Origin of the sequence: Microcoleus sp. F4-D5 (assembly GCF_036704885.1) — a bacterium.
Classification (GTDB): domain Bacteria; phylum Cyanobacteriota; class Cyanobacteriia; order Cyanobacteriales; family Microcoleaceae; genus Microcoleus.
In genome coordinates, this window is sequence record NZ_JAUBSX010000055.1 from 26,383 (window position 1) to 49,271 (window position 22,889).

General features: G+C 45.1%; 15 protein-coding genes, 28 tRNA genes and 2 pseudogenes. 11 read left to right on the forward strand and 34 right to left on the reverse strand.

Annotated elements, in window-relative coordinates:
- Positions 1-85: 85 nt before the first annotated feature.
- The 3 genes from QUA80_RS22520 to QUA80_RS22530 form a co-directional block, all read right to left on the reverse strand.
- Positions 86-170 (reverse strand) — tRNA-Ser (locus QUA80_RS22520).
- A gap of 194 nt (positions 171-364) precedes the next feature.
- Positions 365-436 (reverse strand) — tRNA-Lys (locus QUA80_RS22525).
- A 104-nt stretch (positions 437-540) separates the two neighbouring features.
- On the reverse strand, positions 541-1,113 hold the full coding sequence (locus QUA80_RS22530) for a dihydrofolate reductase family protein (RefSeq protein WP_333427286.1): 573 nt from the start codon (positions 1,111-1,113) through the stop codon (positions 541-543).
- Between the two features lie 173 nt (positions 1,114-1,286).
- Here QUA80_RS22530 and QUA80_RS22535 point away from each other — a divergent pair, with 173 nt between their 5' ends.
- Positions 1,287-1,451 (forward strand): ribbon-helix-helix domain-containing protein, encoded by a 165-nt coding sequence (locus QUA80_RS22535; RefSeq protein WP_333427287.1) that lies wholly within the window; start codon positions 1,287-1,289, stop codon positions 1,449-1,451.
- A gap of 77 nt (positions 1,452-1,528) precedes the next feature.
- Complete coding sequence (locus QUA80_RS22540) at positions 1,529-1,759, forward strand: hypothetical protein (RefSeq protein ID WP_333427288.1); 231 nt, start codon at positions 1,529-1,531, stop codon at positions 1,757-1,759.
- A 409-nt stretch (positions 1,760-2,168) separates the two neighbouring features.
- Here the strand turns inward: QUA80_RS22540 and QUA80_RS22545 are convergent, their stop codons facing one another.
- From QUA80_RS22545 to QUA80_RS22685, 29 genes and pseudogenes are all read right to left on the reverse strand, one after another.
- Positions 2,169-2,735: a 3'-5' exonuclease gene (locus QUA80_RS22545; protein WP_333427289.1), complete on the reverse strand. Its 567-nt coding sequence runs from the start codon at positions 2,733-2,735 to the stop codon at positions 2,169-2,171.
- A 119-nt stretch (positions 2,736-2,854) separates the two neighbouring features.
- A tRNA-Ser gene (locus QUA80_RS22550) sits at positions 2,855-2,937 on the reverse strand.
- Positions 2,938-2,941: 4 nt separating this feature from the next.
- A tRNA-His gene (locus QUA80_RS22555) sits at positions 2,942-3,015 on the reverse strand.
- 5 nt (positions 3,016-3,020) lie between these two features.
- A tRNA-Ala gene (locus tag QUA80_RS22560) sits at positions 3,021-3,093 on the reverse strand.
- Between the two features lie 206 nt (positions 3,094-3,299).
- Positions 3,300-3,376 (reverse strand) — tRNA-Ala (locus QUA80_RS22565).
- Between the two features lie 7 nt (positions 3,377-3,383).
- Positions 3,384-3,457, reverse strand: a tRNA-Arg gene (locus tag QUA80_RS22570).
- Between the two features lie 332 nt (positions 3,458-3,789).
- Positions 3,790-3,862 (reverse strand) — tRNA-Arg (locus tag QUA80_RS22575).
- 66 nt (positions 3,863-3,928) lie between these two features.
- Positions 3,929-3,999 (reverse strand) — tRNA-Gly (locus QUA80_RS22580).
- Between the two features lie 50 nt (positions 4,000-4,049).
- Positions 4,050-4,493, reverse strand: a pseudogene (locus QUA80_RS22585) (retroviral-like aspartic protease family protein).
- Positions 4,494-4,553: 60 nt separating this feature from the next.
- Entirely contained in the window at positions 4,554-5,399 is an 846-nt protein-coding gene (locus QUA80_RS22590) for a TIGR02452 family protein (protein WP_333427290.1), read from the reverse strand.
- 61 nt (positions 5,400-5,460) lie between these two features.
- Positions 5,461-5,532, reverse strand: a tRNA-Thr gene (locus tag QUA80_RS22595).
- A 4-nt stretch (positions 5,533-5,536) separates the two neighbouring features.
- Positions 5,537-5,615 (reverse strand) — tRNA-Met (locus QUA80_RS22600).
- Positions 5,616-5,626: 11 nt separating this feature from the next.
- A tRNA-Leu gene (locus QUA80_RS22605) sits at positions 5,627-5,700 on the reverse strand.
- A 104-nt stretch (positions 5,701-5,804) separates the two neighbouring features.
- Positions 5,805-5,878, reverse strand: a tRNA-Leu gene (locus QUA80_RS22610).
- A 28-nt stretch (positions 5,879-5,906) separates the two neighbouring features.
- Positions 5,907-5,982: transfer RNA gene (locus QUA80_RS22615), tRNA-Leu, on the reverse strand.
- Positions 5,983-5,986: 4 nt separating this feature from the next.
- Positions 5,987-6,059 (reverse strand) — tRNA-Pro (locus QUA80_RS22620).
- A gap of 4 nt (positions 6,060-6,063) precedes the next feature.
- A tRNA-Leu gene (locus tag QUA80_RS22625) sits at positions 6,064-6,144 on the reverse strand.
- Between the two features lie 23 nt (positions 6,145-6,167).
- A tRNA-Leu gene (locus tag QUA80_RS22630) sits at positions 6,168-6,244 on the reverse strand.
- Between the two features lie 29 nt (positions 6,245-6,273).
- Positions 6,274-6,347: transfer RNA gene (locus tag QUA80_RS22635), tRNA-Gln, on the reverse strand.
- Positions 6,348-6,352: 5 nt separating this feature from the next.
- Positions 6,353-6,431: transfer RNA gene (locus QUA80_RS22640), tRNA-Gln, on the reverse strand.
- Positions 6,432-6,441: 10 nt separating this feature from the next.
- Positions 6,442-6,516 (reverse strand) — tRNA-Asn (locus QUA80_RS22645).
- A gap of 6 nt (positions 6,517-6,522) precedes the next feature.
- A tRNA-Phe gene (locus QUA80_RS22650) sits at positions 6,523-6,595 on the reverse strand.
- Positions 6,596-6,599: 4 nt separating this feature from the next.
- Positions 6,600-6,686 (reverse strand) — tRNA-Ser (locus QUA80_RS22655).
- A gap of 5 nt (positions 6,687-6,691) precedes the next feature.
- A tRNA-Tyr gene (locus QUA80_RS22660) sits at positions 6,692-6,765 on the reverse strand.
- Positions 6,766-6,799: 34 nt separating this feature from the next.
- Positions 6,800-6,881, reverse strand: a tRNA-Tyr gene (locus QUA80_RS22665).
- A gap of 4 nt (positions 6,882-6,885) precedes the next feature.
- Positions 6,886-6,962, reverse strand: a tRNA-Glu gene (locus QUA80_RS22670).
- 79 nt (positions 6,963-7,041) lie between these two features.
- A tRNA-Cys gene (locus QUA80_RS22675) sits at positions 7,042-7,115 on the reverse strand.
- Positions 7,116-7,190: transfer RNA gene (locus tag QUA80_RS22680), tRNA-Glu, on the reverse strand. It abuts the tRNA gene before it with no gap.
- A 300-nt stretch (positions 7,191-7,490) separates the two neighbouring features.
- Positions 7,491-7,564, reverse strand: a tRNA-Asp gene (locus QUA80_RS22685).
- Positions 7,565-7,947: 383 nt separating this feature from the next.
- Here QUA80_RS22685 and QUA80_RS22690 point away from each other — a divergent pair.
- The gene (locus QUA80_RS22690; RefSeq protein WP_333427291.1) at positions 7,948-8,610 is read left to right on the forward strand and encodes a glutathione S-transferase family protein; all 663 of its coding nucleotides are present in this window, start codon (positions 7,948-7,950) and stop codon (positions 8,608-8,610) included.
- Between the two features lie 380 nt (positions 8,611-8,990).
- Here the strand turns inward: QUA80_RS22690 and QUA80_RS22695 are convergent, their stop codons facing one another.
- Together QUA80_RS22695 and QUA80_RS22700 are read right to left on the reverse strand one after the other, a co-directional pair.
- Complete coding sequence (locus QUA80_RS22695; protein WP_333427292.1) at positions 8,991-10,859, reverse strand: tetratricopeptide repeat protein; 1,869 nt, start codon at positions 10,857-10,859, stop codon at positions 8,991-8,993.
- A gap of 72 nt (positions 10,860-10,931) precedes the next feature.
- Positions 10,932-11,726, reverse strand: coding sequence for a Uma2 family endonuclease (locus QUA80_RS22700; protein ID WP_333427293.1), 795 nt, complete (start codon positions 11,724-11,726; stop codon positions 10,932-10,934).
- Positions 11,727-11,928: 202 nt separating this feature from the next.
- Here QUA80_RS22700 and QUA80_RS22705 point away from each other — a divergent pair, with 202 nt between their 5' ends.
- From QUA80_RS22705 to ppnK, 8 genes and pseudogenes are all read left to right on the forward strand, one after another.
- On the forward strand, positions 11,929-12,741 hold the full coding sequence (locus QUA80_RS22705; RefSeq protein ID WP_333427294.1) for an ABC transporter ATP-binding protein: 813 nt from the start codon (positions 11,929-11,931) through the stop codon (positions 12,739-12,741).
- A gap of 235 nt (positions 12,742-12,976) precedes the next feature.
- Positions 12,977-13,714 carry an ABC transporter ATP-binding protein gene (locus tag QUA80_RS22710; RefSeq protein WP_445302277.1) on the forward strand — a complete coding sequence of 246 codons (738 nt, stop codon included), beginning with the start codon at positions 12,977-12,979 and terminating at the stop codon, positions 13,712-13,714.
- Positions 13,711-14,571 (forward strand): EamA family transporter, encoded by an 861-nt coding sequence (locus QUA80_RS22715; RefSeq protein WP_333427295.1) that lies wholly within the window; start codon positions 13,711-13,713, stop codon positions 14,569-14,571. The genes QUA80_RS22710 and QUA80_RS22715 overlap by 4 nt, the downstream gene beginning before the upstream one ends.
- A 190-nt stretch (positions 14,572-14,761) precedes the next feature.
- Positions 14,762-18,661 carry a cobaltochelatase subunit CobN gene (cobN, locus tag QUA80_RS22720; RefSeq protein WP_333427296.1) on the forward strand — a complete coding sequence of 1,300 codons (3,900 nt, stop codon included), beginning with the start codon at positions 14,762-14,764 and terminating at the stop codon, positions 18,659-18,661.
- Between the two features lie 45 nt (positions 18,662-18,706).
- Positions 18,707-19,813, forward strand: a complete 1,107-nt coding sequence (locus QUA80_RS22725) for an ATP-binding protein (RefSeq protein ID WP_333427297.1) — start codon at positions 18,707-18,709, stop codon at positions 19,811-19,813.
- Positions 19,813-20,496, forward strand: a complete 684-nt coding sequence (locus QUA80_RS22730; RefSeq protein ID WP_333427298.1) for a DUF3226 domain-containing protein — start codon at positions 19,813-19,815, stop codon at positions 20,494-20,496. The genes QUA80_RS22725 and QUA80_RS22730 overlap by 1 nt, the downstream gene beginning before the upstream one ends.
- Positions 20,497-20,537: 41 nt before the next feature.
- Complete coding sequence (locus QUA80_RS22735; protein WP_333427299.1) at positions 20,538-22,139, forward strand: hypothetical protein; 1,602 nt, start codon at positions 20,538-20,540, stop codon at positions 22,137-22,139.
- A gap of 508 nt (positions 22,140-22,647) precedes the next feature.
- Positions 22,648-22,806: pseudogene (ppnK, locus tag QUA80_RS22740) on the forward strand (NAD(+) kinase); the annotation flags it as partial.
- Positions 22,807-22,889 lie beyond the last annotated feature (83 nt).

A 22,889-nucleotide genomic window follows, 5' to 3' on the forward strand; every position in this document is an offset into this window, starting at 1 on the left:
TAAGAGTTGTTTTTGGTTTCTAATCATGAGTTTTTAGTCCTTAGTATCTTATTGATGACTAATGACTGATGACTAATGATTAAAAAGGAAAGTGGAGGAGTCGAACCTCTACAGATTTCGCTGCACCCTGGTATTCCAAACCAGTTGCCGTCCACACAGCCGCACTTTCCAAGTTTTTGATTTTTAACCGCAGATAATTGCAGATAACGCAGATGAACGCAGATAAATGCAGCAGATTCCCTGCAACAATATGCCGTTAAATCTCAAGTCTAAAATCTCACAGGTATCCCTCAATCTCAAGTCTAAAATCTCACAGATATCCCTCAATCTAAAATCTAAAATCTAAAATCTAAAATCGATTGAGTGGGTGGTATAGGAGTTGAACCTATCTGGTACCGGTTAAAAGCCGGGTGCATAACCGCTTTGCTAACCACCCTGAAAAATTTAGCTTTTGTGTTGTAATTCCTAGAAAATCAGTTGGTCGTCAGGACTTCAGTGCTTTTTTGCCCGCAGCAATTGCAACGAATAAAGTCCTGATTGCTAATGCTTCACTCGATAATGTAGCAACATGAAACCGTTGCTATAGATTTTGCGATCGGCAAGTTCCAAATTTGTCGGAGCGAGTGCACGGGAAAAAAGAGGAATTCCCGATCCGATTACTACCGGATTCAACTTCACAATCATCTCGTCAATCTCAGAAAAAAGAGTTGCCGCTAAAGCGCCACCACCGCATAGCCAGATGTCTTTCCCCGTTTCTTTTTTCAATTCCTTAACTACTGCGACAGGATTGTCGGAAACAAGTTCAATATTCTCATCGGGACTGGCTTTCATAGTGCGCGAAAAAACATACTGCTTCAAGGTGGGATAAGGATTAGTTACACCAACATTTAGCCCTACCTCATAGGTTTTTCGTCCCATCAAAACCGCATCAAACTGCTTGTTCTCTGCACGAATGCCTCGTGCTTCCTGAAAGTGAGCCGGAAAAGTTTCAGGAAAGGAATCGAACAAATCAGCGAAATGCTCTCCTGCCATAGGAAAACAATCAAATGAGCCATCTTCGCGAGCAATAAACCCGTCAACGGTGCAAGCAACGTAATATTTTAGTTTTCGCATATTTAATATTGTTTTTTAAGAAGTTTTGGGAATTATCCAGAGTGAAACCATTCTAGCAGTAGCGCTTTTAAAGTGCCCGATCGCCCGCATCCCTACAGACAAAGGTCGCAGCAAGGTGCGATCGGTACTCGGAAAGAGGATAAGCTGGTGTCAACTAAACATGACTGCTTGAAATGACTGACAAAGAAGAGACTGCTGTGATTAAAGTCACAGTTCCCAAGCGTTTGCACGAAAAACTGAGAAAAATCTCCCAGCAGACAGGAGTTCCTATGTCCACTCTGCTAGTCATGGCGGCCGTCAAGGAATACAACCTCGTGGACGAAACTGAGGACAAGTAACTATTAGTATACTTCAAGTACCCTCTCAAGGTACTATATGGTATATTTCAGGAATAGTCAACCCTGGAGGTGTGCTTGTGACTCAAGATGAACTCGAAGCCCTTGTCGATGAACTCGGCTTAGTGTCAGTCGTTAGCCTGCTGGCGAATATCTGCCATAACAAAGCCCGACAAACCTTGTGCCTGAAGGGACAAGGGGCTAGTCCTTATACGGCTTGGAACAGTAATGGCTTTTTGTTGAGGCAGTTGATGACCCGACTGCGGCCAATCGGCAGCTACGATCGCGATTTAGACCTCAAGAACAACTGAGGTTCTGAGGTTCAACCCGTGCAAGTGCGTAAAGCATTGGTTTTAGTCGGTTAACAGCCGGGTATGTATGCTTTAACTGTTAGGGCACGGGTTGAAACTCTTCGATTTGGACTTGAAATGGAGAGGACGGGGCTCGAACCCGCATCGATCGACAGCAACTTTCAGGAAACGCGCTTCCTTACTGCCCGCAAGCAGACGGGAACTGCCCCCATCTCGGACTGTCAATTCCTTTCAGTGCTTCCGCAACCCGCTGCTAGTTTGCGTTTTCAGGGAACGTCGCGAAGCAACTTTTTACCCTACTCAACAAACCCGATCGTCCTTTTGGGAGCCGCTTTTCCAAAGTTTTTACGGTGCCATTCCACTTAGGCGACCTCCCCATAATTTTGCTCGCTGTATGTACGATCGCCAATCAGGACAACTGTTTTCGCTCCAGAATATAAGGCAACAGTTTGGCGATATTTCTCGCATCATCAATGCCTCGGTGATGAGTTCCTTCTAGCGGTAAACCCGCGAGTGTCAGAGCTTTTGCCATCCCATGACGTTTTCGCAAACCTTGCTTTTGGGAAAACAATTGTTTGAGATTGACATGAGGATAAGCAATGGGAAAAGGTATTTTGTGAAAGTTGCTGTCTTGTTGAAATTGTTTGCGATCGAAATCGCCCCAAGAACCAAATACACCATTTGAGTAACCAGACAGCCAGTTTTTCAGAAGTGCGATCGCTTCCGGGTAAGTCGGAGCTCGATCGACTTGTGCTTGAAAAATAGATGTTAGCGATTGGCAGAATTCAGTCAGGATAGGATGGCGAATAGGTTTGATGAAGCTTTGAAATTCATCAACAATACTTAGAGATTCTGAATGCACCATAACCGCTCCTATTTCGATAATTTCCATTTCCTCTTTTCTGATATTTCCGCGATCGCAGCAAGTTGCTTCCAGGTCAACCACCAGATAATAATTGTAATGCTGTAAATTCATATAAATTAAACCTCACATAATATCTTATTATAAACTAATTAATCCACCGAGGAGGTACTGCCCCTCCTATCGCCGCGTTATCAGCACGGTGTCTCGCTTTTCGACTTCCGGTGGTTAAAAGGAAGATGAAGGAATCGAACCCTTACAGTTACCTGTACCCCAGTTTTCAAGACTGGTTGCCAACCATTTAGCGGCATCTTCCAAGGGGTGTCTGACGGGAATTGAACCCGCTATTACTGGTTCCACAAACCAGCGCCGCTACCGCTTTGGCTTCAGACACCGCAGTGGAATCAAGGAGAATCGAACTCCTAACCTCTTGCGTGCAAAGCAAGCGCTCTACCAATTGAGCTATGACCCCTTATACTATTTTAGATTTTAGATTTTAGATTTTAGATTGGGGATGAGTTAGTGGATATGGGTTGGGAGATTTACCACAGTTTAATTTGCTTTTTAAAGTGGTATTAAGTCGCCCACAACCCAAATTATAGACGAATATTCAACCCCGATTGATTTGTGAAATCAATCTAAAATCTAAAATCTAAAATCCAAAATCTAAAATTGGTGTGGTGGATTGCGATCGGATTTGAACCGATATCTTTCTAACAGCCAGTTAGATGCTTTACCAATTAAGCTACGAACCCGAGACAGCAGGAGCGGTAGGACTTGAACCCACAACATTCGAGGTAGAAGCTCGACACTCTATCCAGTTGAGTTACGCTCCCATGTTTTTTGTTAATGTGCGATTCGCTACGAGATAGCTGGGCTTCACGCACTTTCCGTGCAAGTTATCAGAGCATTGCGTTTTCTCAGTTACTAGAGGGACTCCGCCGATGAGTTATTACACACTCTTTAAAGGATGGCTACCTTTAAGCCAACCTGCCGGGTTCATTGCACTCCCCGTTCTCAAACGCCCGCTGATTTTGACAGCGTTACCTTTCCTCTCGTACTAAAGTATGTAGGCTCCAAAGATTGGGACACGCAAAGGGCGATCGATCTTAATATAAAAAATTATCCATTCAAGGGAATCAACCTCCTTAAATTAAAGCAAAAACAACGAGAGTGGCAGGACTCGAACCCACAACATCCGCGTCCGAAGCGCGGCGCTCTATCCATTGAGCTACACTCCCATAAACCGATTTTAGATTTTAGATTTTAGATTTTGGATTGAATAAAACCTGTACCGATTTTAACCAAGCGGATAACGGGACTCGAACCCGTATCGCGAGTTTGGAAGACTCAGATGCTACCGTTGCACCATATCCGCACTTAAATTAGTTTGACCGATTGCAACTATTAAATCTCAACATACAGCCTCTACAAAATAGTCAAGTAAGTTTGCGTTGGACTGATGGGTAAAGTTATTAACCGCTGATTTTTCAAGTCTAATTCAATTCCCAACGCTTCCAAAGGAATCACGCCTAATAGAGGATTCATAGCTCCCGGCAATTCCAAACACTCAAACGTTCCTTCGCGTCCTACCAAAGAAATTTTAGCATCGTGAAAAATTCTGGCTTTCCCAATACCATTAGCCGTCTATACATCCACTTATTTCAGCAGTTCTAAACCGAGTTGAGCAATGATACTTGAAGGCAAGCACAGTGTTGTTGCCCCTGTATCAACTAGCACATTATTTAAAGTGACAGAACGGATTTGGTCGGAAGGCATAAATCCTCGGGCTGCGACATTCCGATCTGCACGATTAGTTACGGTCAATGCGGTAATAATTTTTCCCATTGAGGTGTTGTCAGTTGTTAGCATAGTTTAACCTTGAACTACTCTACCTCGATTATGGCAAATTTTTGGAAAGTCGTGTAAGTTTTAGTTGCCCGAGATAAATCTACTATGGAATTCTGCAAATATTTTTGCTTGTTCAGAAGAGTCAAGTATAGAAAATAAGATGCTTTTTACTCTTCCCCAAAATTGACCATTGGGCAACAATAAATCTGCAAACATTTGGGCAACCGTTGCTGGATTATTTTTAAATACACCACATCCCCAAGCTCCCAAAACTAGAGCGTCGCAGCCATTATAAATAGCTAGGCTCAACAATTTTGCACCGCGTTCATATAGAACTTCGCGTATTTTTTCAGCATCCTGGGATTGTTTTCTCCAAAGTTCACCAGCATTAGGAGCTGGACTTGTGATGAAATCAACAACATAAGGTGTTTCTAATAGCGTTCCATCATCTTTTCTGAAAACTGGACAATCAGGTGAATAGAGCATCCTATCTGAGTACAGGAGCGAATCATGAGAGCGATGAAATTCGTAGTGACCGCGACATTTCAAGATACTTTTGTAAAGAGCAGAACTGCGTGCTAAACTCTCTTCTTGAGCTTGTGCGCCTTTGAGAAATCCACCACCAGGATTTTTAGCAGAAGCAAAATTAAGGACTCCTATTTTTTGAAACTGTTGTCCTCTTGCCATACGTTCTGCTCCCATCAAAGTCGTCTCATTCCTCACTTCAAATTCAATGTTTGAGAATAGGGGAGTACCAGAAAGAACGCCTTGTTCGATCTTAGAAAGAGCGTCGGGTTCATAGCATTTTGTCTGTTCAACACAGTATGCTATTTTTTGAACAAGTTCAATGCGTTTACCTTCAGGAGAGCAGTAGTAGCCTGCTTCAATAATTTTTAGTGTGTCTTGAGCGATCGCAATCCGTCTCATGATTTTTTCTCTGATTCGTTAGCAAAAAATTAACAAAGATAATATCTCTAGCTTAGTTACAAGCAGATGGCGAGATTTGAACTCGCAAGAAAGCTTTACAAGAGCCTCATGTTGCCAGTTACATCACACCTGCACTTTGGTAACGGGGGCAAGAATTGAACTTGCTGATTTGCAGCTTATGAGACTGCCGAGCCTATCCGTTGCTCCATCCCCGCGATGTCACCAAATACCCCTGACTGGCATCGAACCAGCACTAACTAGATCCTAAATCTAGCGCCTCTACCGATTGGGCTACAGGGGCAAAGTTTCAGTTGGCGATTCCCTAGGGGATAGCTGCGCCGCGCGTACTTTTTTCCTCAACTTTTTTAAACACTGTAACTTCCTCCTATATTTATTAAAAATTCATGCTCTCGACAGGATTTGAACCTGTAAAAAACTAGGCTCTCGACCTAGCGCGTCTGCCGTTCCGCCACGAGAGCAAATAGCAGAAATTGGCTGTTAGCCAAATACCCCTGACAGGACTTGAACCTGCAAAAAACACTCGTTCTGAGCGAGTGATGTTTTCCAATTACATCACAGGGGTAAAGTCGGGATGGTTGGATTTGAACCAACGACTCCATGCTCCCAAAGCATGGCTTCTGGCCGCTGAATTACATCCCGTTCATGCTCCTAGTGAGACTCGAACTCACACTCAAAATAAAACAGATTTTAAGTCTGCCGCGTCTGCCAATTCCGCCACAGGAGCAAGTAAAAACTTAGTTGAAAATTTGGTACTCCTGGTGAGATTTGAACTCACACAACACAATTTTTGAAATTGCGGCCTCTGCCAATTGGGCTACAGGAGTGTAATTTATCTGCTTTGGTAATAGCAGAACTGGGAAGGCAGGGATCGAACCTGCATTTTGCCGCTTTCAAAGAGCGGTGCCCTACCGATTAGGCGACTTCCCAATTATTGGGTGCCGGGGTAGGCTTTGAACCTACAGAAACTCCTATTTCAGAGATAGGCGACTTTACCAATTTGTCTACCCGGCAATTTAAAAAATGGCTGCCCCAGTAGGACTCGAACCTACAACCTAGCGGTTAACAACCGCTTGCTCTACCATTGAGCTATAAGGCAACGCAATCCCCCAAGTCAGTATCGAACTGACGACCTCTTGTTCTTCACACAAGCACTCTACCAACTGAGCTATCGGGGGAAAACGGAGAAGGTGGGATTTGAACCCACGACGGCTGTTAAACCGCTCTTTCTTAGCAGGAAAGCGCCTTAAGCCACTCGGCCACCTCTCCGAGCGCGAGAACGGAGGGATTTGAACCCTCAATCTTCAGTTTTATTAACTGAGATGTTATCCGGCTACACCACGTTCTCAAGATTGCAACTGCGGATTAAATGCAGTTACAAATGGGTCAGGCTGGAATTGAACCAGCAACGCTTTAAGCTACTGTTTTACAGACAGCTACCCACGCCAATAGGAGGGCCGACCCAGTTTGGAAGTGCTGACGGGAGTTGAACCCGCAATCACTTGGGTGAAAACCAAGCGGCTTAAACCATTTGCCTACAGCACTATCGATTTTAGATTTTAGATTTTGGATTTTGGATTGCTCTTTGAGATTTGAGATTGCTCCTGCGAATAAATAGGAACAGAGGTTAGGGCGGGATTTGAACCCGCGCAATTCGGTTTTGCAGACCGACGCTTTGAGCCACTCAGCCACCTAACCTGGGAGTCCCGACGAGGTTTGCACTCGCAATCTTCTCCTTGAGGGGGAGACGGCTTGACTTTTGCCTACGGGACTTTGACCCCCGCCGAAAAACGGATACTTGCTTTCCGACAGGAGGTGTGGATTTTAGACCAAAGTTCCAGTCCCAGATTCTTCTCCTGTGGAGTAAATCTAAAATCTAAAATCTAAAATCTAAAATCGACTCCTTGAGGGGGAGACGGTTTGACTTGTGCCTGCGGGACTTTGACCCCCGCCGAAAAACGGATACTTGCTTTCCGACAGGAGGTGTGGATTTTAGATCGAAGTTCCAGATGCCAGATTTTTCTCCTGTGGAGTAAATCTAAAATCTAAAATCTAAAATCTAAAATCGACTGACGGGAGTAACGAGACTTGAACTCGCAACCTTTCGCTCGACAGGCGACTGCTCTGACCGGTTGAGCTATACCCCCGCGAAAATGAACTATATTCTGTCCTTGAATTACTCAAGTTGGGACGGGGTGGCGGTTGATTCCGCGTACTACAACCCGATCGGGCTATTGTTGCCGGAGTCTACACCGCCGATGTCCGCAATTATGTGACACGATTAACTTCCTATTCAGTTTTCAAGGTTCATATTGCTTGTGGGATAAGGCTTTGAAGCTCTTTCCCCTTCGCCGTACATTTATACTACATTACGTGTTACAAGACTGTCAAGGGGGTAATACAACTTTTTTTTTAATTGGGTTTTTCAAAGGGGTGCCGATCGCTCCCGCCAACACTCTGCTTTCCCCCAAATCCTTATAAATCGGAACATTTGGCTGCTAAACTGGTTGTGTCGCGTTAGGTGAATCCGATGCTCAAGTTGTACTACACTCCAATTTCTCAGAATTCTCGCCGTGTGTGGGTGGCACTTCTGGAAAAACAGATTGCGTTTGAGCCGATCGCACTTAATCTCGACGGCGACCAATTTAAACCGGATTTTCTGGCAATTAACCCGTTCCACCGCATCCCGGTTTTAGTGGATGGAGATTTGACTTTGGTGGAATCTCTGGCAATTCTCGATTATCTGGAGGCGAAATACCCCACGCCTCCACTGCTACCGACAGAGGCGAAAGCGTTGGGAATTGTACGGATGGTGGAAATGCTGACGTTAAATGAACTGTTGCCGGCAATGTTTCCATTAACACGTCAAATGCTGGGTGTAGCGGGAGACACTGCACAGAAGTTGGAACAGTCTAAACAGCAGATAGTAACGCTGCTGAGGTTTTTTGAGGGGTTGCTGGCGGACGATCGCACTTATTTTGCTGGGGAACAGTTTACTTTCGCCGAAGTGGTGGCGGGGACTGCGGTGCCTTCGCTGGGGATGTTTGGCATATCTTTTGATGAGTATCCGAAGTTGCAGCAGTGGGTCGATCGACTTGCAGGGCGATCGAGTTGGCAGGAAACCGAGGTATCTCAAGCCGAAGTTGCGGCCAAAATCCCAATTATTAAGAATTTACTGGAGGCAAGGCTTTAAAAGAGCGATCGAGCTTCAAATAAATATACCGGGCGATTAGAAAGAGACTGTTGGCAAATTCGCAGGGCGTATTACCCCTCACCTATAGAAATAAGCATTTGCATTCGCTATTGCTAGTCAAAAGTTATACGGTCAATTTAAAATTTAACCCCGATCGGTCTTTTTTATGGGTGATATCGTTTCCCGTTGCATCGGAATGATACGGAGGACACCGCGAGATCGAGAGTGTCCCTACCGCGATTAATTGTAGGGACACCCTCGATCTCGCGGTGTCCTGACTGTGGGTAATATTAATTCTGATGCTACCGGAGTTGATATGAAGGATTTAACCCGTTGTCGATTGACCAAAAGTCTCTTGAAACCGCCTCTCAATTTTGATATTAAATAGATTGCTGATATTTTTCCAGCAATTCCGGGATGTAATCGTAGCCGTCAACACCGATCGCCGGAATGATATTCGCTCGACTTTTCGCCAAAGATTGTTTAAAAGATTCCGCACCCATTTGACCCCGCAAGATTGTCAACAAACCAGCCGATTGACGCCACTCAATCGCACCAATTTGCTCCAAAAGATACATCCCCAAACTGCCCGCAAATATTGCTTGTTCTAGTGCGTGAATTCTGTAATAAGCTTGAGACAAATAAGCCAAATTCAGACCTTGCAAATATAAATCCCCTGAAAATTGAGCGGCTTGCCAACCTTTAAGCAAATATTCGATCGCACCTTCAGCATTTTCCAGGGCTATTTTAGCAATACCGAGACTGCTGGAACAAAAAGCTTGACTTTGGCGATCGCCCAATTTTTCCGATAGCAACAAACCTTGTTCCAAATAACCGATCGCACTCTCATAAACCTCCGGTTCCACCTCCTCCAACTGTCGCGCTTGAAACACTTCGCTGTAACCCAAATTAGCCAGCGCATTTGCCTCACCTTGCCTTTCTCCCGCTTGTCTGGCCAAAATTAAAGCCCGCTGGCTGTAATTAATCGCTTCCTGATAATTTTTTTGAGCAACATAGTTGCGGCTGATGTGATTGAGATTGGCAACTTCGCAAGCTTTGTCTCCTTCCAGGCGGGCAATTTCCAGCGCTTGCTTGTGCAGCAAGATCGATCGCTCGTAAGCCCCAGCCGCCTGCATCGAATAACCCAAAAGCGTCAGAATCCGAGCTTTCGCTTGAGTGCCTTCAACTCGCCGCAGCGGTTCGTCTAAATAATCCAAAGTATGTCGCAGGGCTTTACCATCAAACGAAGCAAAAATTCCGCCATAAAGGGGAAAGTATTCCCGTTGAGAAAAAGCGCGCAGAATTTGCAAAGTTACTTGAAAACAAGCATTTGCCAACTGTTCGCCGATCTTGGTAGAATTATTAAACCCACTAGCTAGCTGACTCCAAATTACTGCAAAAGTAATGTAAGTAGAAATAGAAGCTTTGGTTGACACTTTGGAATCGTAAACTTGCTTGTCAAACCAGATCGCCAACGCCCGCTGTAGAGACTGCAAAACAATCGCCAATTCCACCAATATGCCTAACTCTAAATTCGATTCCTTGGCGGCGAATTGAACTATAGATTCACCGAGCGCAATAGTATTTAAAAGAGCCTGGGGAAAGGGACTCTTAACTTTTTTTGCCCAAAAAGCCCAAGGCCCATTTTGTTCGGGACTACCTGCAAATCCTAGCTGCTGCGGCTGATAAATCCAGCCTACAAGTTCCGGTTCCAAACGCTGCCAAGATTCTAAACCTTTGGCGATGCCGGCGGTGATTTGCTGCAAATCTTGCTCTGTTTCGGGATTGCTCGTTTGCAGCATTTCTTGGTGCAGTAATTTTGCCAATTGCTGCAATTGAGCTAGAGTCAGCGGATGTTCTTTATTCGGATCGATTACTTGCAATAATGCCAGGAGGCGGGCGTTAGGTTCGGCGGTAACAATTTGTTGGATTGAGGATGCAATTGCGCGATCGATGCGGTTATCTTTCTGCCAGCGTTCCCATTCTCCTTGGATGGTTTTGAGCGCTCTAAGGGTGCGATTTGCTTTTGCTTGTTTGATTTCGTCTTTTTCATTTCTGAGCTGATTTTCGGTGGCATCGAGGCGTTCGCCGAAACAGCGTTCAAAGATTTCACCGGTACCGGTGCTAATGTCTTGCACCAGCATTTGATAAACTTGTTCTTTGGAGCGAATTTGACCTTTGAGGGTGATTTCGACAATTTTGTCGATTAGTGCTAGGTAGCGATCGCGCAGTGAGGTAGAGTCTGGCATAATTTATTTTTAGTTAATAAGTTTTTATGGACAGCGCTTGCAGCTTGCACCATTTCATGCTGCTATTTAATTTTACAGCTCCTCTGGATTAATGCCCATTGCTCTGAGGCGATCGGCTAATCGGTTTGCTCGCTGACTTTCTAATTCAGCCCGCTGACTTTCTAATTCAGCTCGCTGACTTTCTAATTCAGCTCGCTGCCTTTCAAACTCCTCTGGAGTCAGAACCCAGTTGCCACTGGCATCGTACCAACGCAGCCACAATCTCGAACAACCTTGATAACAACCTTGCCACAAACCTATACCTAATTCTAATTGCGGTATCCAGAATCGGGGTTCGGTTAAAACTTGTTCGCGGTAGCGATTGCCAATTAAACGAAATACTCTCAGTTGATTGTTGTACCGACTGAAAACAAAGTAGTAAGGAATCTGCAAAATATGCTCGTAAACTCGCCACTTAGTAGGGGGTTTATTTCGTGCTTCTTCTGTGATTCCTAAATCCTCCTCTTCAGTTCCAGGTGACAGCAGTTCTACTACTACCAGAGGACTGACATTTTCTTGCCACATCACGTAGCTGAGGCGCAATTCCTCACCTCGATAAAATCTCGGAACCCCCAATACGAGAAACCAATCAGGTCTTTTGTACCAATTGAGATGGCTAGAATCGTAGTAGAGATTGAGGTCTGTCGCTATAAATATTTGTTCTGGTGGATGGTTGGCGGGGCGGCAGGTTAAACGCAGCAGTTCGGGTTGAAACTCGTGAAATTCGTCAGGCAAACCGGGTTCCTCCGGGTCTTCACTGGGTAAATCATACATCGTAGGGAGGACTTTTGTTTGCGAAGGCTGCGAATCCGGTACGTACATCGTCATAAGATTACCCAGGCGAGACGGCTTGAGGAGATTGAGGCGGCACGGCAATTGTAATATTATAGCGGTTTTCCGTTGAATCAGCTAGATGCCTAGTAATTAATAATGGGTAATTGGTAATCAGTAAAGGATTTTAAAGCGGGAGGCTATTTATTAAAATACAAATGTGAGGCATAATTATATTGCAGATTTTATCTAGTTTTTTGTGATTTCAGAAACTGTTACCCTCTCAAAAAGCAATTCCATCTTAGAAGCACAAGGATTAACTCGCCGATTTGGCGGTTTAATTGCCGTGAATGACGTATCTTTCACAGTTCAAAAACACGAGATTTTTGGATTGATCGGCCCTAACGGCGCTGGCAAGACTACTCTATTTAATGTAATGACTGGATTGATACCTGCCTCTAGTGGCACTTTGATTTATCAAAACGAAAATATTTCTAAACTGCGACCTTATCAAATTGCTAATAAAGGTATGGCCCGAACCTTTCAAAATATTCGGTTGTTTGGGGAACTTTCTGCTTTGGACAACGTGGCGATCGCCAGACACATCCACAGTCGATCGGGCAATCCAGTTTTATCGGTGCTGGCGGGGATTTTCGGCTTGCCAGTATCTAACGCAATGGAACGCAAAACCCAGCGGAAAGCCTTAGAATTGTTGGATTTAGTCGGATTGGGCGATCGCGCGGGCGAACAAGCCAAAAACTTGCCCTACGGCGACCAGAGGCGCTTAGAAATTGCCCGCGCTTTAGCCTTAGAACCGCAAATACTCTTGTTAGATGAACCGGCTGCGGGGATGAATCCCAATGAAAAGCAGAAATTAAGCGAATTTATCCGAGAAGTGCGCCAACAATTCAATTTAACTGTAATATTGATCGAGCATCATGTACCGCTAGTTATGGGATTGTGCGATCGGATTGCCGTTTTGCATTTCGGTCAGCTTATTGCCTTGGGCGAACCTGCTGTTGTGAGAAATGACCCAGCGGTGATTGAGGCTTATTTGGGAGATGAAAATTAGATCGATTGAAATTATGTCATCTTGAGTCACCGAGTAATTGGAAATCGTCTCTGCACGCACAAAGTCCGGAGGGTGCGCGGACTGAGAATAATAGTTAGTCCTAAATGTATCTGCCAGTCTTCATAGGACTTCAGCTATGAACCAGGGGTTGAAACCCCTGGCGGAATCGCGGACTGACTGACTCGCAAACTGCTGGAAAAAAGACAGTTTTTTATCAAGAATTAAGTCACAAAAAATGCAACATACTCCACCCGAGACAGCACAAAATATAATCTTAGAACTAAAAAATATTTGTGTAAATTACGGAGGCATTCAAGCCCTGCGAAATATTAATTTAACCGTGAATGCGGAGGAGGTTGTCAGTCTCATCGGTGCCAACGGTGCGGGCAAAAGTACCACACTCAGGGCTATTTCCAAAATAGTTAATATAAACCAAGGACAAATTATTTATACCGGGCGCGATATTACCCGCCGTCAAGCTCACGAAGTCGTGAAATTGGGAATCGCCCACAGTCCAGAAGGGAGGAGGGTTTTGGCCAAGCAAACGGTGTTGGCTAACTTAGAATTAGGGGCCTATATTCGATCGGACTCGGCGGCCGTAAAAGCCGATTTAGAGCGCCAATTTGAGATATTTCCGCGCTTAGCAGAAAGGCGCCACCAGCTAGCAGGAACTCTCAGCGGCGGGGAACAGCAAATGCTGGCGATCGCCCGTGCGCTGATGAGCCGCCCGAAACTGCTATTATTAGACGAGCCTAGTTTAGGCTTAGCACCCGCGATCGTCAAAGAAATTTTCGCAATCATTCAAAATCTGCGTTCCACAGGCGTTACAATCCTCTTAGTCGAACAAAACGCCAATTTAGCACTGCAAATTGCCGATCGGGGTTACGTACTAGAAGCAGGTAACATTACCCTCACAGGTATTGGAACGGATTTGCTAAACGACGAGCGAGTCAGGAGCGCATATTTAGGTTGACTTGGTTAATTTTAGGAATCTTTACCGCTTTCTTTGAAGCCCTCAAAGACGTTTTTGGCAAACAAAACCTCAAAAAAAGTGACGAATATGTTGTCGCTTGGTCTCTCTCATTTTTTTCAGTCATCTTTTTGCTTCCCTGGGTAACTTATACAGGAATTCCGGCATTAAACTCTCAATTTTGGCTCGCCTTATTAATCGGAGGTAGCATCAACGCTGTCACAGCTCTCCTCTACATCAAAGCCATCAAACTATCAGATTTATCCCTGACACTACCGCTGGTAGCTTTGACACCATTATTCATGTTGGTAACTTCACCGTTAATTGTCGGTGAATATCCCAAACTTTTTGATTATCTTGGAATTTTACTAATCGTAGCAGGCTCTTATTTATTAAATATCAAAGAGAAATCTAAAGGATATTTAGCTCCATTCAAAGCACTGCTGGGTGAACCCGGACCCAAATTGATGTTAATCGTTGCACTTCTATGGAGTATAGCCTCAAATTGTGACAAAATAGGAGTTACAAATTCCTACCCTATTTTTTGGATATTCTCTTTGTTCAGTACAATGACTGTTTTGCTACTGCCAGTTTTATTGCACAAAACCCCAAATCCAGGGCGACAAATTCTCAAACAATTACCAATGCTAGCTGCTATGGGGTTTATCAATGCTACTGGAGTAATGTTTCAAATGCAAGCTTTGACATTAACTTTCGTAGTGCGAGTGGTCGCGATTAAGCGTACTAGCGTGTTAATCGGTGTATTGTTCGGTCATTTCATTTTTAAGGAAAAAGATATTCAACAAAGATTATTAGGGGCCGGAATCATGATTTTGGGAGTTTTATTTATCAGTTTATAGGTTGAGATTTCCGGGACTTTGACGCTCATTCTCCCCCCGAATGTAGGGCGGTGTCCCCGTGTTCGCCCTCTCTCGGTTGGGCGGGGATGTCCGGGTGGGAAACACGCCCTAGCCTCTATTTATGTATAAGTCATGTTATAGTAAAGGCGATCGCACTTTCTTTCACTATTTATTAACATAAAAAAAATTAATGCACAAAATAGCCGCCACACCCGGAGGTTGGAACCCTCAAGCAGAAGGAGTAATTTTTATTCAGCAAACCCCCGCACCAATAGTATTTATTAGTGCTGCTGACACCGACATTCAAACACTCGCAGCCGCCGCATCCAAAATGCCGGCAAAATTTCCCAAAGTGCGCGCAGTAAACCTGCTTCAGTTGCAGCAACAGCTAACAATTGACACCTATGCCGAGGAAGTTTTAGAACGCGCAGAGGTCATCATCTTAAGGCTGTTAGGAGGGCGTTCTTATTGGTCTTACGGGTTAGAAATTCTGCGGGAAACTGTGCAGAAAACTAACGCATCACTGATTGTAATGCCGGGAGAAGACAGTCCAGATCCAGATTTAATCAGCCATTCCAATGTATCGCTATCCGCAGTCAATCAACTGTGGCGCTACTTTACAGAAGGCGGAGTCCAAAACTTTGTTAACGCACTAAAATTTGCAGCCGATACTTGCTTGAAAACTGCTTACAATCCGCCCCTCCCTCAAACAGTTTCCCGCGTCGGAATATATGATTGGACAAATCTTGTGGGGCAGGCATCTTCCCTGCCCTTACAAGATAGCAGGCCCTGCTCCACAATACAAAATGATGCCTGCTCCACAATACAAAATAAGTTCCCCGATAATTTATTAAATTTACCAACTATAGCTAAAGTCGGAATTTTATTTTACCGCGCTCATTATTTATCAGGAAACTTAGCACCAATTGATGCACTTTGTCAAGCTCTAGTAGAGCGAAATTTAGTCCCAGTTCCCGTCTTTGTGTCTTCTCTGCGGGAACCCGATTTGCAAATAGAATTGCTGGAATATTTCCAGCCCAAAGAATCAGAATCAATTCAATTATTGCTCAACACCACAAGTTTTGCAGTCTCGGGTTTCAGCAGTCAAGAACCGGAACAAAACAGCTTAAAATCCTTAGACGTTCCCGTATTGCAAGCAATCTTCAGCGGTGGCAGTTTGGAACAGTGGGAAACGGAACTTCAGGGACTTTCGCCCCGGGATGTGGCGATGAATGTAGCATTGCCGGAAGTAGACGGAAAAATCATTACTAGGGCTGTTTCTTTTAAAGCGGTACAGACTTGGAACAGCGAATTAGAAACAGATGTAGTAGGCTATGTAGCAGCGGGCGATCGCATTTCATTTGTAGCAGATTTAACCGCGAATTGGGTGCGACTCAAACAAACTCCCACCGCCAACAGACGCATCGCCATAATTCTGGCAAATTACCCCACCCGCAACGCCCGCTTAGCCAACGGCGTCGGCTTAGATACGCCCGCTAGCTGTGTCGAAATCCTCAAAGCTATGCAGCAAGCTGGCTATCAAATTGAAAACATCCCCGCTAGCGGCAACGAGTTAATTGAACTCCTGACTTCTGGCGTGACAAATGACCCGGAAGGACGCGAACTGCGGCCTGTTCATCAATTTTTGGATTTGGCAGAATATGAAGAATATTTTGCTAGTTTGCCGCAGGAAGTGCAAGATGGGATTTGTAAAAGATGGGGGCTTCCGGGAAGCTATGCACAAGATTTTATAAGTAACAATAAGTCTTTTCCGATTCCGGGGATTCAGTTCGGTAATGTATTTGTAGGAATTCAACCATCGCGGGGATACGAACTTGACCCCGCATTAAATTATCACGCCCCAGACTTAGAACCAACTCACAATTATCTAGCTTACTATTATTGGCTGCGAGAAAAATTGGGAATAGACGCTATAATTCATGCCGGAAAACACGGCAATTTAGAATGGCTTCCCGGTAAAAGTGTAGCATTGTCTAACAAATGTTATCCAGAAGTAGCATTAGGCGCGATGCCGAACTTTTATCCGTTCATTGTCAACGATCCGGGGGAAGGTTCCCAAGCAAAAAGACGATCGCAAGCTGTGATAATCGACCACCTGACACCGCCGATGACTCGCGCCGAACTCTACGGGCCTTTGCAGCAGTTGGAAACCTTAATCGACGAGTATTGCGAAGCCCAAAGTTTAGATCCGTCCAGATTGCCCATGATTCGCGATCGCATTCTCGCCCTCACCAACAAAGAAAACTTAGATAAAGACTTAGGAATACAACTAAATAAATCGGAATTTACAGAATTTATCACACGCACAGACGGCTATCTTTGCGAACTCAAAGAATCCCAAATCCGCGACGGATTGCACATTTTCGGCCAGTGTCCCGAAGGTAGACAGTTGAGAGATTTGATAATTGCGATCGCCCGCCATCCCACCAACGGGCGATCGGGCATAACCCGCGCCCTAGCAGAAGACTCAGGCTACGATTTCGACCCCTTAACCTGCGATCCAAGGTCGATAATTCAGCACCGCACAGCAGGCGATTTAACAGCCGAACTCGAACAAAAAGCCGCTGAATTAGTAGATAATTTAATCGAAAACATCCGCATTCATCCGCGTTCATCCGCAGTTAAAAATCTCCCAACAATAGGAGAAGCAACCCAACAAGAATTAAACTGGATAAATAACTATCTTTTACCATCACTCCTCCAAACAAACCAAGAAATTACCAACCTTTTGCGCGGACTAGATGGGCGGCACATACCAAGCGGCGCATCCGGCGCACCCACTCGCGGCAGACCAGATGTATTGCCCACCGGTCGCAATTTTTACTCAGTAGATATCCGCGCCATTCCCACAGAAACCGCCTGGAGAGTTGGCAGAGTTGCTGCTGAAACTTTAATCGAAAGATACACCCAAGAAAACGGCGAATATCCGAAAACTTTGGGTTTGTCAGTGTGGGGAACATCCACCATGCGGACGGGGGGAGACGACATCGCCGAAGCCTTGGCGCTGATAGGAGTTCAACCAGTTTGGGATGGCCCTTCGCGCCGGGTTGTAGATTTTGAAATCTTGCCAGTTTCTGTTTTGGGAAGGCCGCGCGTTGATGTTACTTTGCGAATTTCTGGCTTTTTCCGCGATGCTTTTTTTAATTTAATTGATTTGTTTGACAGTGCGGTAAAAGCTGTGGCAGATTTAGACGAATCGGCAGAAAACAACCCTTTAGCCGCACAAGTTAAGGAAGAGATTTTGTATTGGGAATCTACAGGTTTGAGTCAGGAAGAGGCGCAAGGGCGATCGCAATTTCGAGTCTTTGGCTCAAAACCGGGTGCTTACGGCGCAGGACTTCAAGGCATAATTGAAGCTCAAAACTGGACAGACGACAGCGATTTAGCAAAAGCTTACATTAATTGGAGCAGTTACGCCTATACCTCCTCTAGTTCCTCAAATTTGCCGGGAGATGTAGCAGCAGTTAAACAGACTGAATGGGGATGTTCTGCACCCGAAGCATTTGAAAAACGCCTCGGTCAAATGCAAATAGTTCTGCAAAACCAAGACAACCGCGAACACGACATCCTCGACTCGGATGATTATTATCAATTCCAAGGCGGGATGACCGCTGCAATTCGCAATTTGCAAGGCAAAAATCCTGAAACCTATTTCGGAGATAATTCAATTCCCGAAAATCCGAAAGTGCGGCAACTGCGGGAAGAAATTGCACGGGTTTATCGCAGCAGGGCTGTGAATCCGAAATGGATAGAAGGTGCGATGCGACACGGTTATAAAGGTGCGTTTGAAATTGCAGCAACTGTTGATTTTTTGTTTGCTTACGATGCTACAGCAAATTGTGTAGAGGATTTTATGTATGAAGGAATCGCCGAGGCTTACATTTTTGATGAGAAAGTGCAGGCATTTATTCAAGAAAACAATCCTTGGGCACTGCGAGATATGGCGGAAAGATTGCTAGAAGCCCGTCAGCGGGGGTTGTGGCAGAGTGCTAACCAGGATACACTGGATAAATTGAGGTCGATCGCCCTGCAAGCCGAAGCCGTCATCGAATCTCATACAGGTTTCTAGTCTGAACGGAGAAATGATAGAATATAGTTAATATGCGAGGAATCCATGTTGGGCGATCTCACCATCCAAAATTATCGCTGTTTTAAAGATTTTCATATCGACGAGCTAGCTAGGGTTAATCTGATAGTCGGTCAAAACAATAGCGGTAAAACTACTTTTTTGGAAGCAATTTATTTATTAGTAAAACAGCAGAATATTCAAGCTGTCTTTGATATACTAAATAGTCGCGGTGAAACGAGCTACATACAGATCCAAGGTGCATCTAGTCAAGTAAACCGCATCAAATATCACTTTGAACATATTTTTTACGGACATCAACTAACTCCAGCTAGAAGTATTCACATTCGATCTCAGCAAGAAGAACAACTATCGATCAAAATTCAAGCAAGTCCTAAAAATGAACAGGTATTAGTTCCCGCAGCCGACGAATTAGAAACAAGATTTTTAGCAGGGGAATTAATTGCTTGCTACAACGAGAATGCAAAATTCAAAATTTCACTGTTGCCCAATTCCACTATTTCTAGTTTTGTCTCTCCTCAATCGAGCGAAAAAAATAATAACTATTCATCGCTGGTTGGTACTAATAAATATAACTTTAATTTAATCAAAACTACGGAAATATCTTTTAAAGAATTGGCTCTGTATTGGGATGCGATTACACTGACCCCAAAAGAAGAAAACTTAGTAGCAGCGTTGCAAATCTTAGAACCCGATGTAGAACGTATTAGTTTTACCAGCAATCCCACTAATTACAGCGGTATTTTGATTAAAATTAGAGGGCAAAATAACCCAGTTACTCTTGGCAGTATGGGCAATGGTATGCACCGAATTATTAGTATAGCAATGGCAGCAGTATCGTCAGAAGAGGGATTTTTGCTAGTAGATGAAATTGATACAGGTCTTTACTATCAAACCCAAACTGATATGTGGCGATTGATATTTGAAACAGCACAGCGATTGAACGTTCAAGTCTTTGCCACTACCCACAGTTGGGACTGCATAGCCGCATTTCAAGAAGCCTTAGAACAGTCACAAGATAGTTCAGTTGGCAAATTATTTCGCTTGAGTCGGCGCGGTGATGATATTCGTGCAGTTGAATACACTCCCGATGAATTGTCCGTTGCAGTGCGCCAAAGTATCGAGGTGCGCTGATGCCAAAAGCACGAAAACCTCCTCAATCAAAACCTCAACAGTTATTGGTAGAAGGTAAGAATGACCGACACGTAATCTGGGCTTTGTGCCAGCAATATCAACTGCCAGAAACATTTTCCGTCGAAGTACCGCAAGAAGAAGGTACAGAAGGAGTTGAAGCGCTGCTAAATGGCTTGCCAGAAAGATTGAAAGCAGAGAATTTACGCACCTTGGGAATTGTGGTAGATGCCGATCGCAATTTAAGTGCGCGGTGGCAATCTCTTAAAGATAAACTGAGTGCGATCGGCTATCGAGACATCCCGCAATCTCCCCCTCCCGAAGGCTGGGTTTGCACACCTTCAGATCCGTACTTGCCTCGCGTCGGAGTTTGGTTGATGCCAAACAATCAACTTCCTGGAATGTTAGAAGATTTTGTCGCCTATCTCATCCCCCCTGGCGACGCGCTGCGTCCGAAAGCTGAAGCAATTTTACGAGAACTCGAACAAGCCGGACTTAACCGCTACAGTTCAATTCATCGTCCCAAAGCGCTAATCCACACTTGGCCGGCCTGGCAGAAAACGCCTGCAATGCCGATGGGACAAGCAATAACAGCGCAGGTGCTCAGATGCGATTGCCCGATCGCCTTAATTTTTATTGAATGGTTAAAACATCTGTTTGAGCTAATTGCTCGATCCGCCGAATAATTAGTAATATCTAGTAATGTTTCGCGATCGCTGAAAGCTTTATGATTCGCCGCTACATTGCTAGCATCAGCACCAGCATCTTAAAACGTACCTGCGCCGCAGCCGCTGTATTAGCCGTAACTTTGGGATGTTCGTCAACCAAGCCGCCCAACACCGCAGCGGCCGAGGGTTCGATCGAATCCGCAGTCCTAGCCCAGTCCCCAACGTCTCTGTTAGCTCGAAACCTCAACAAATCCAAAAAATCTCTCAGCGCTGCTTCATGCCCACAAAACGATGCTTTCACGGAGTCAGTTAACTTTGCCACCCAAGCTTCTAATTTGGCTCAATCAGCCAATTCAAAACAAGACTGGGACGAAGTAGCCACGCTGTGGGTGCAGGCAGTCGCTTGGATGCAAGCAGTTCCCCCAGGCAGTCCCAGACGGGCGTTTGCGGAGAAAAAAGTAATCGAGTACATGAGAAATCTGGTTTATTCCCAGCAGCAAGCGGGCGCAACCAGAGCGCAAGCCAGTACAGTCAGCTTCAGCAGCGATTTACTCAACGAACAACTCGGACTTTACCTATCCTACGTTGCTGCAGTCGGCCCGCCAGATGTTTTGATTGTCGGTAGTTCCCGCGCATTGCAGGGCGTCGATCCCAAACAGCTAAAACAATCTTTGGCCCAAAATGGCCGTCCGGGCTTAAAAGTATTTAACTTTTCAGTCAACGGCGCAACTGCACAAGTAGTAGACTTTCAACTGCGGCGGCTTTTGAAGCCCGGTCATTTGCCTCAAATGATTATCTGGGCAGACGGTGTGCGGGGATTTAACAGCGGCCGGGACGATCGCACTTTTAATTCGATCGTCGATTCTGAAGGCAGCCAACTTTTAGCCGCAGGCGTTCGCCCCGAACTGCCGTCCGATGAACCCAACGCGATTCCCCAGTGTTACAAATTCCCGCAGCCCTGCCCTAAAAACACTTTCCGCAGAGCATTTACCTCTGTAGATCGACCTTTCAGGGGCGGGCAAGATGCCCAACCCCTAGACCTCACAATCCAATTTCTGTCTAGTGGAACGGGTATCTTGCCCGTTGCTGAGAATGCTGCAAGATATGAGTTAAAACCGATCGCAGCGGATGCAGCCACCCAAAAAGCACAATTGATTCCAGCTTCGCGACGGACAACAGTAGCCACCAGACAAGTCAACCTATTGGCAGATTCGATCGACTCCAACGGATTCATGGCTATGTCGGGCAAGTACAATCCCAACACTTATTATCGAGAACGCGCTTACGTTTCAGGCCAGTACGATCGCGACTACGAAAACTTCAACCTCGGAGGCAAACAAGCAACAGCCTTTAATTCAGTTGTAGCATTTACCAAAGCTCGCAAAATTCCCCTAATTTTCGTTAATTTGCCCCTCACCAACGACTACTTAGACGGAACTCGCCTGCGGGCAGAACAGCAGTTTCGGCAGCGAATGCAGCAACTCTCGCGCCAACAAGGCTTCGCTTTCCGCGACTTGTCGCAGCGGTGGCCGGGTCGCAACGACTATTTTGTTGACCCCAGCCACCTCAACCGCTTTGGGGCGAGCGCAGTTTCTCGCGTGCTCGCGGCTGATTCCAGCATCATCTGGCCGCGGCCCAAATCCAGCCGCAGCGACGGGTAATAGGATTTTAGATTTTAGATTTTAGATTCAAGAATTGGGAATTAAAGATGATATCATGTCCCGTTAATTAACCATGATTCCTGTAGGGGCTCTCCTCGCCAAGATATTGAAGAGAAACGGGAAAGTCTGTAAACCCTTCCTAAGCCTTTAATCGCGGTCAATCGGTCGGACATGATATGAGATAATGGTTGGGAGATTTCCAAAAATTGGATTACTTTTTGCAACTGCTATAAACCAGAGGGAGAGTCTCGGACGGGAGATTTCCAGGGGCATCGGAATAATATTTTTCCAGGTACGATGCGATCGTCCCGTTCGCGGCGATTCAGTCTAAAATCTAATAATCTAAAAATCAAAAATCCCAAATCTCAAATCTCAAGGAGATTTCCAGGGGCATCGGAATAATATTTTTCCAGGTACGATGCGATCGTCCCGTTCGCGGCGATTCAGTCTAAAATTTAAAAATCTAAAAATCAAAAATCAAAAATCAAAAATCAAAAATCGATAGGTTGTGCAACTAAAACAAGTAATTATCGCCCACAAAGCCAGAGATCCCCTCAGCCAGCGGTGGGCTGAACAGTGTGCCCGCCAATTAGAAAGTCGCGGGTGTCAGGTTTTAATGGGGCCCAGTGGTCCCAAAGATAACCCGTATCCGGTGTTTTTAGCTTCCATTAACACCCACATTCCGCACCCCAAACTGGCACATAGTCGGATTGAGGGGGTAAAAGTGAATCACCCGAGACAAGGGTGAGT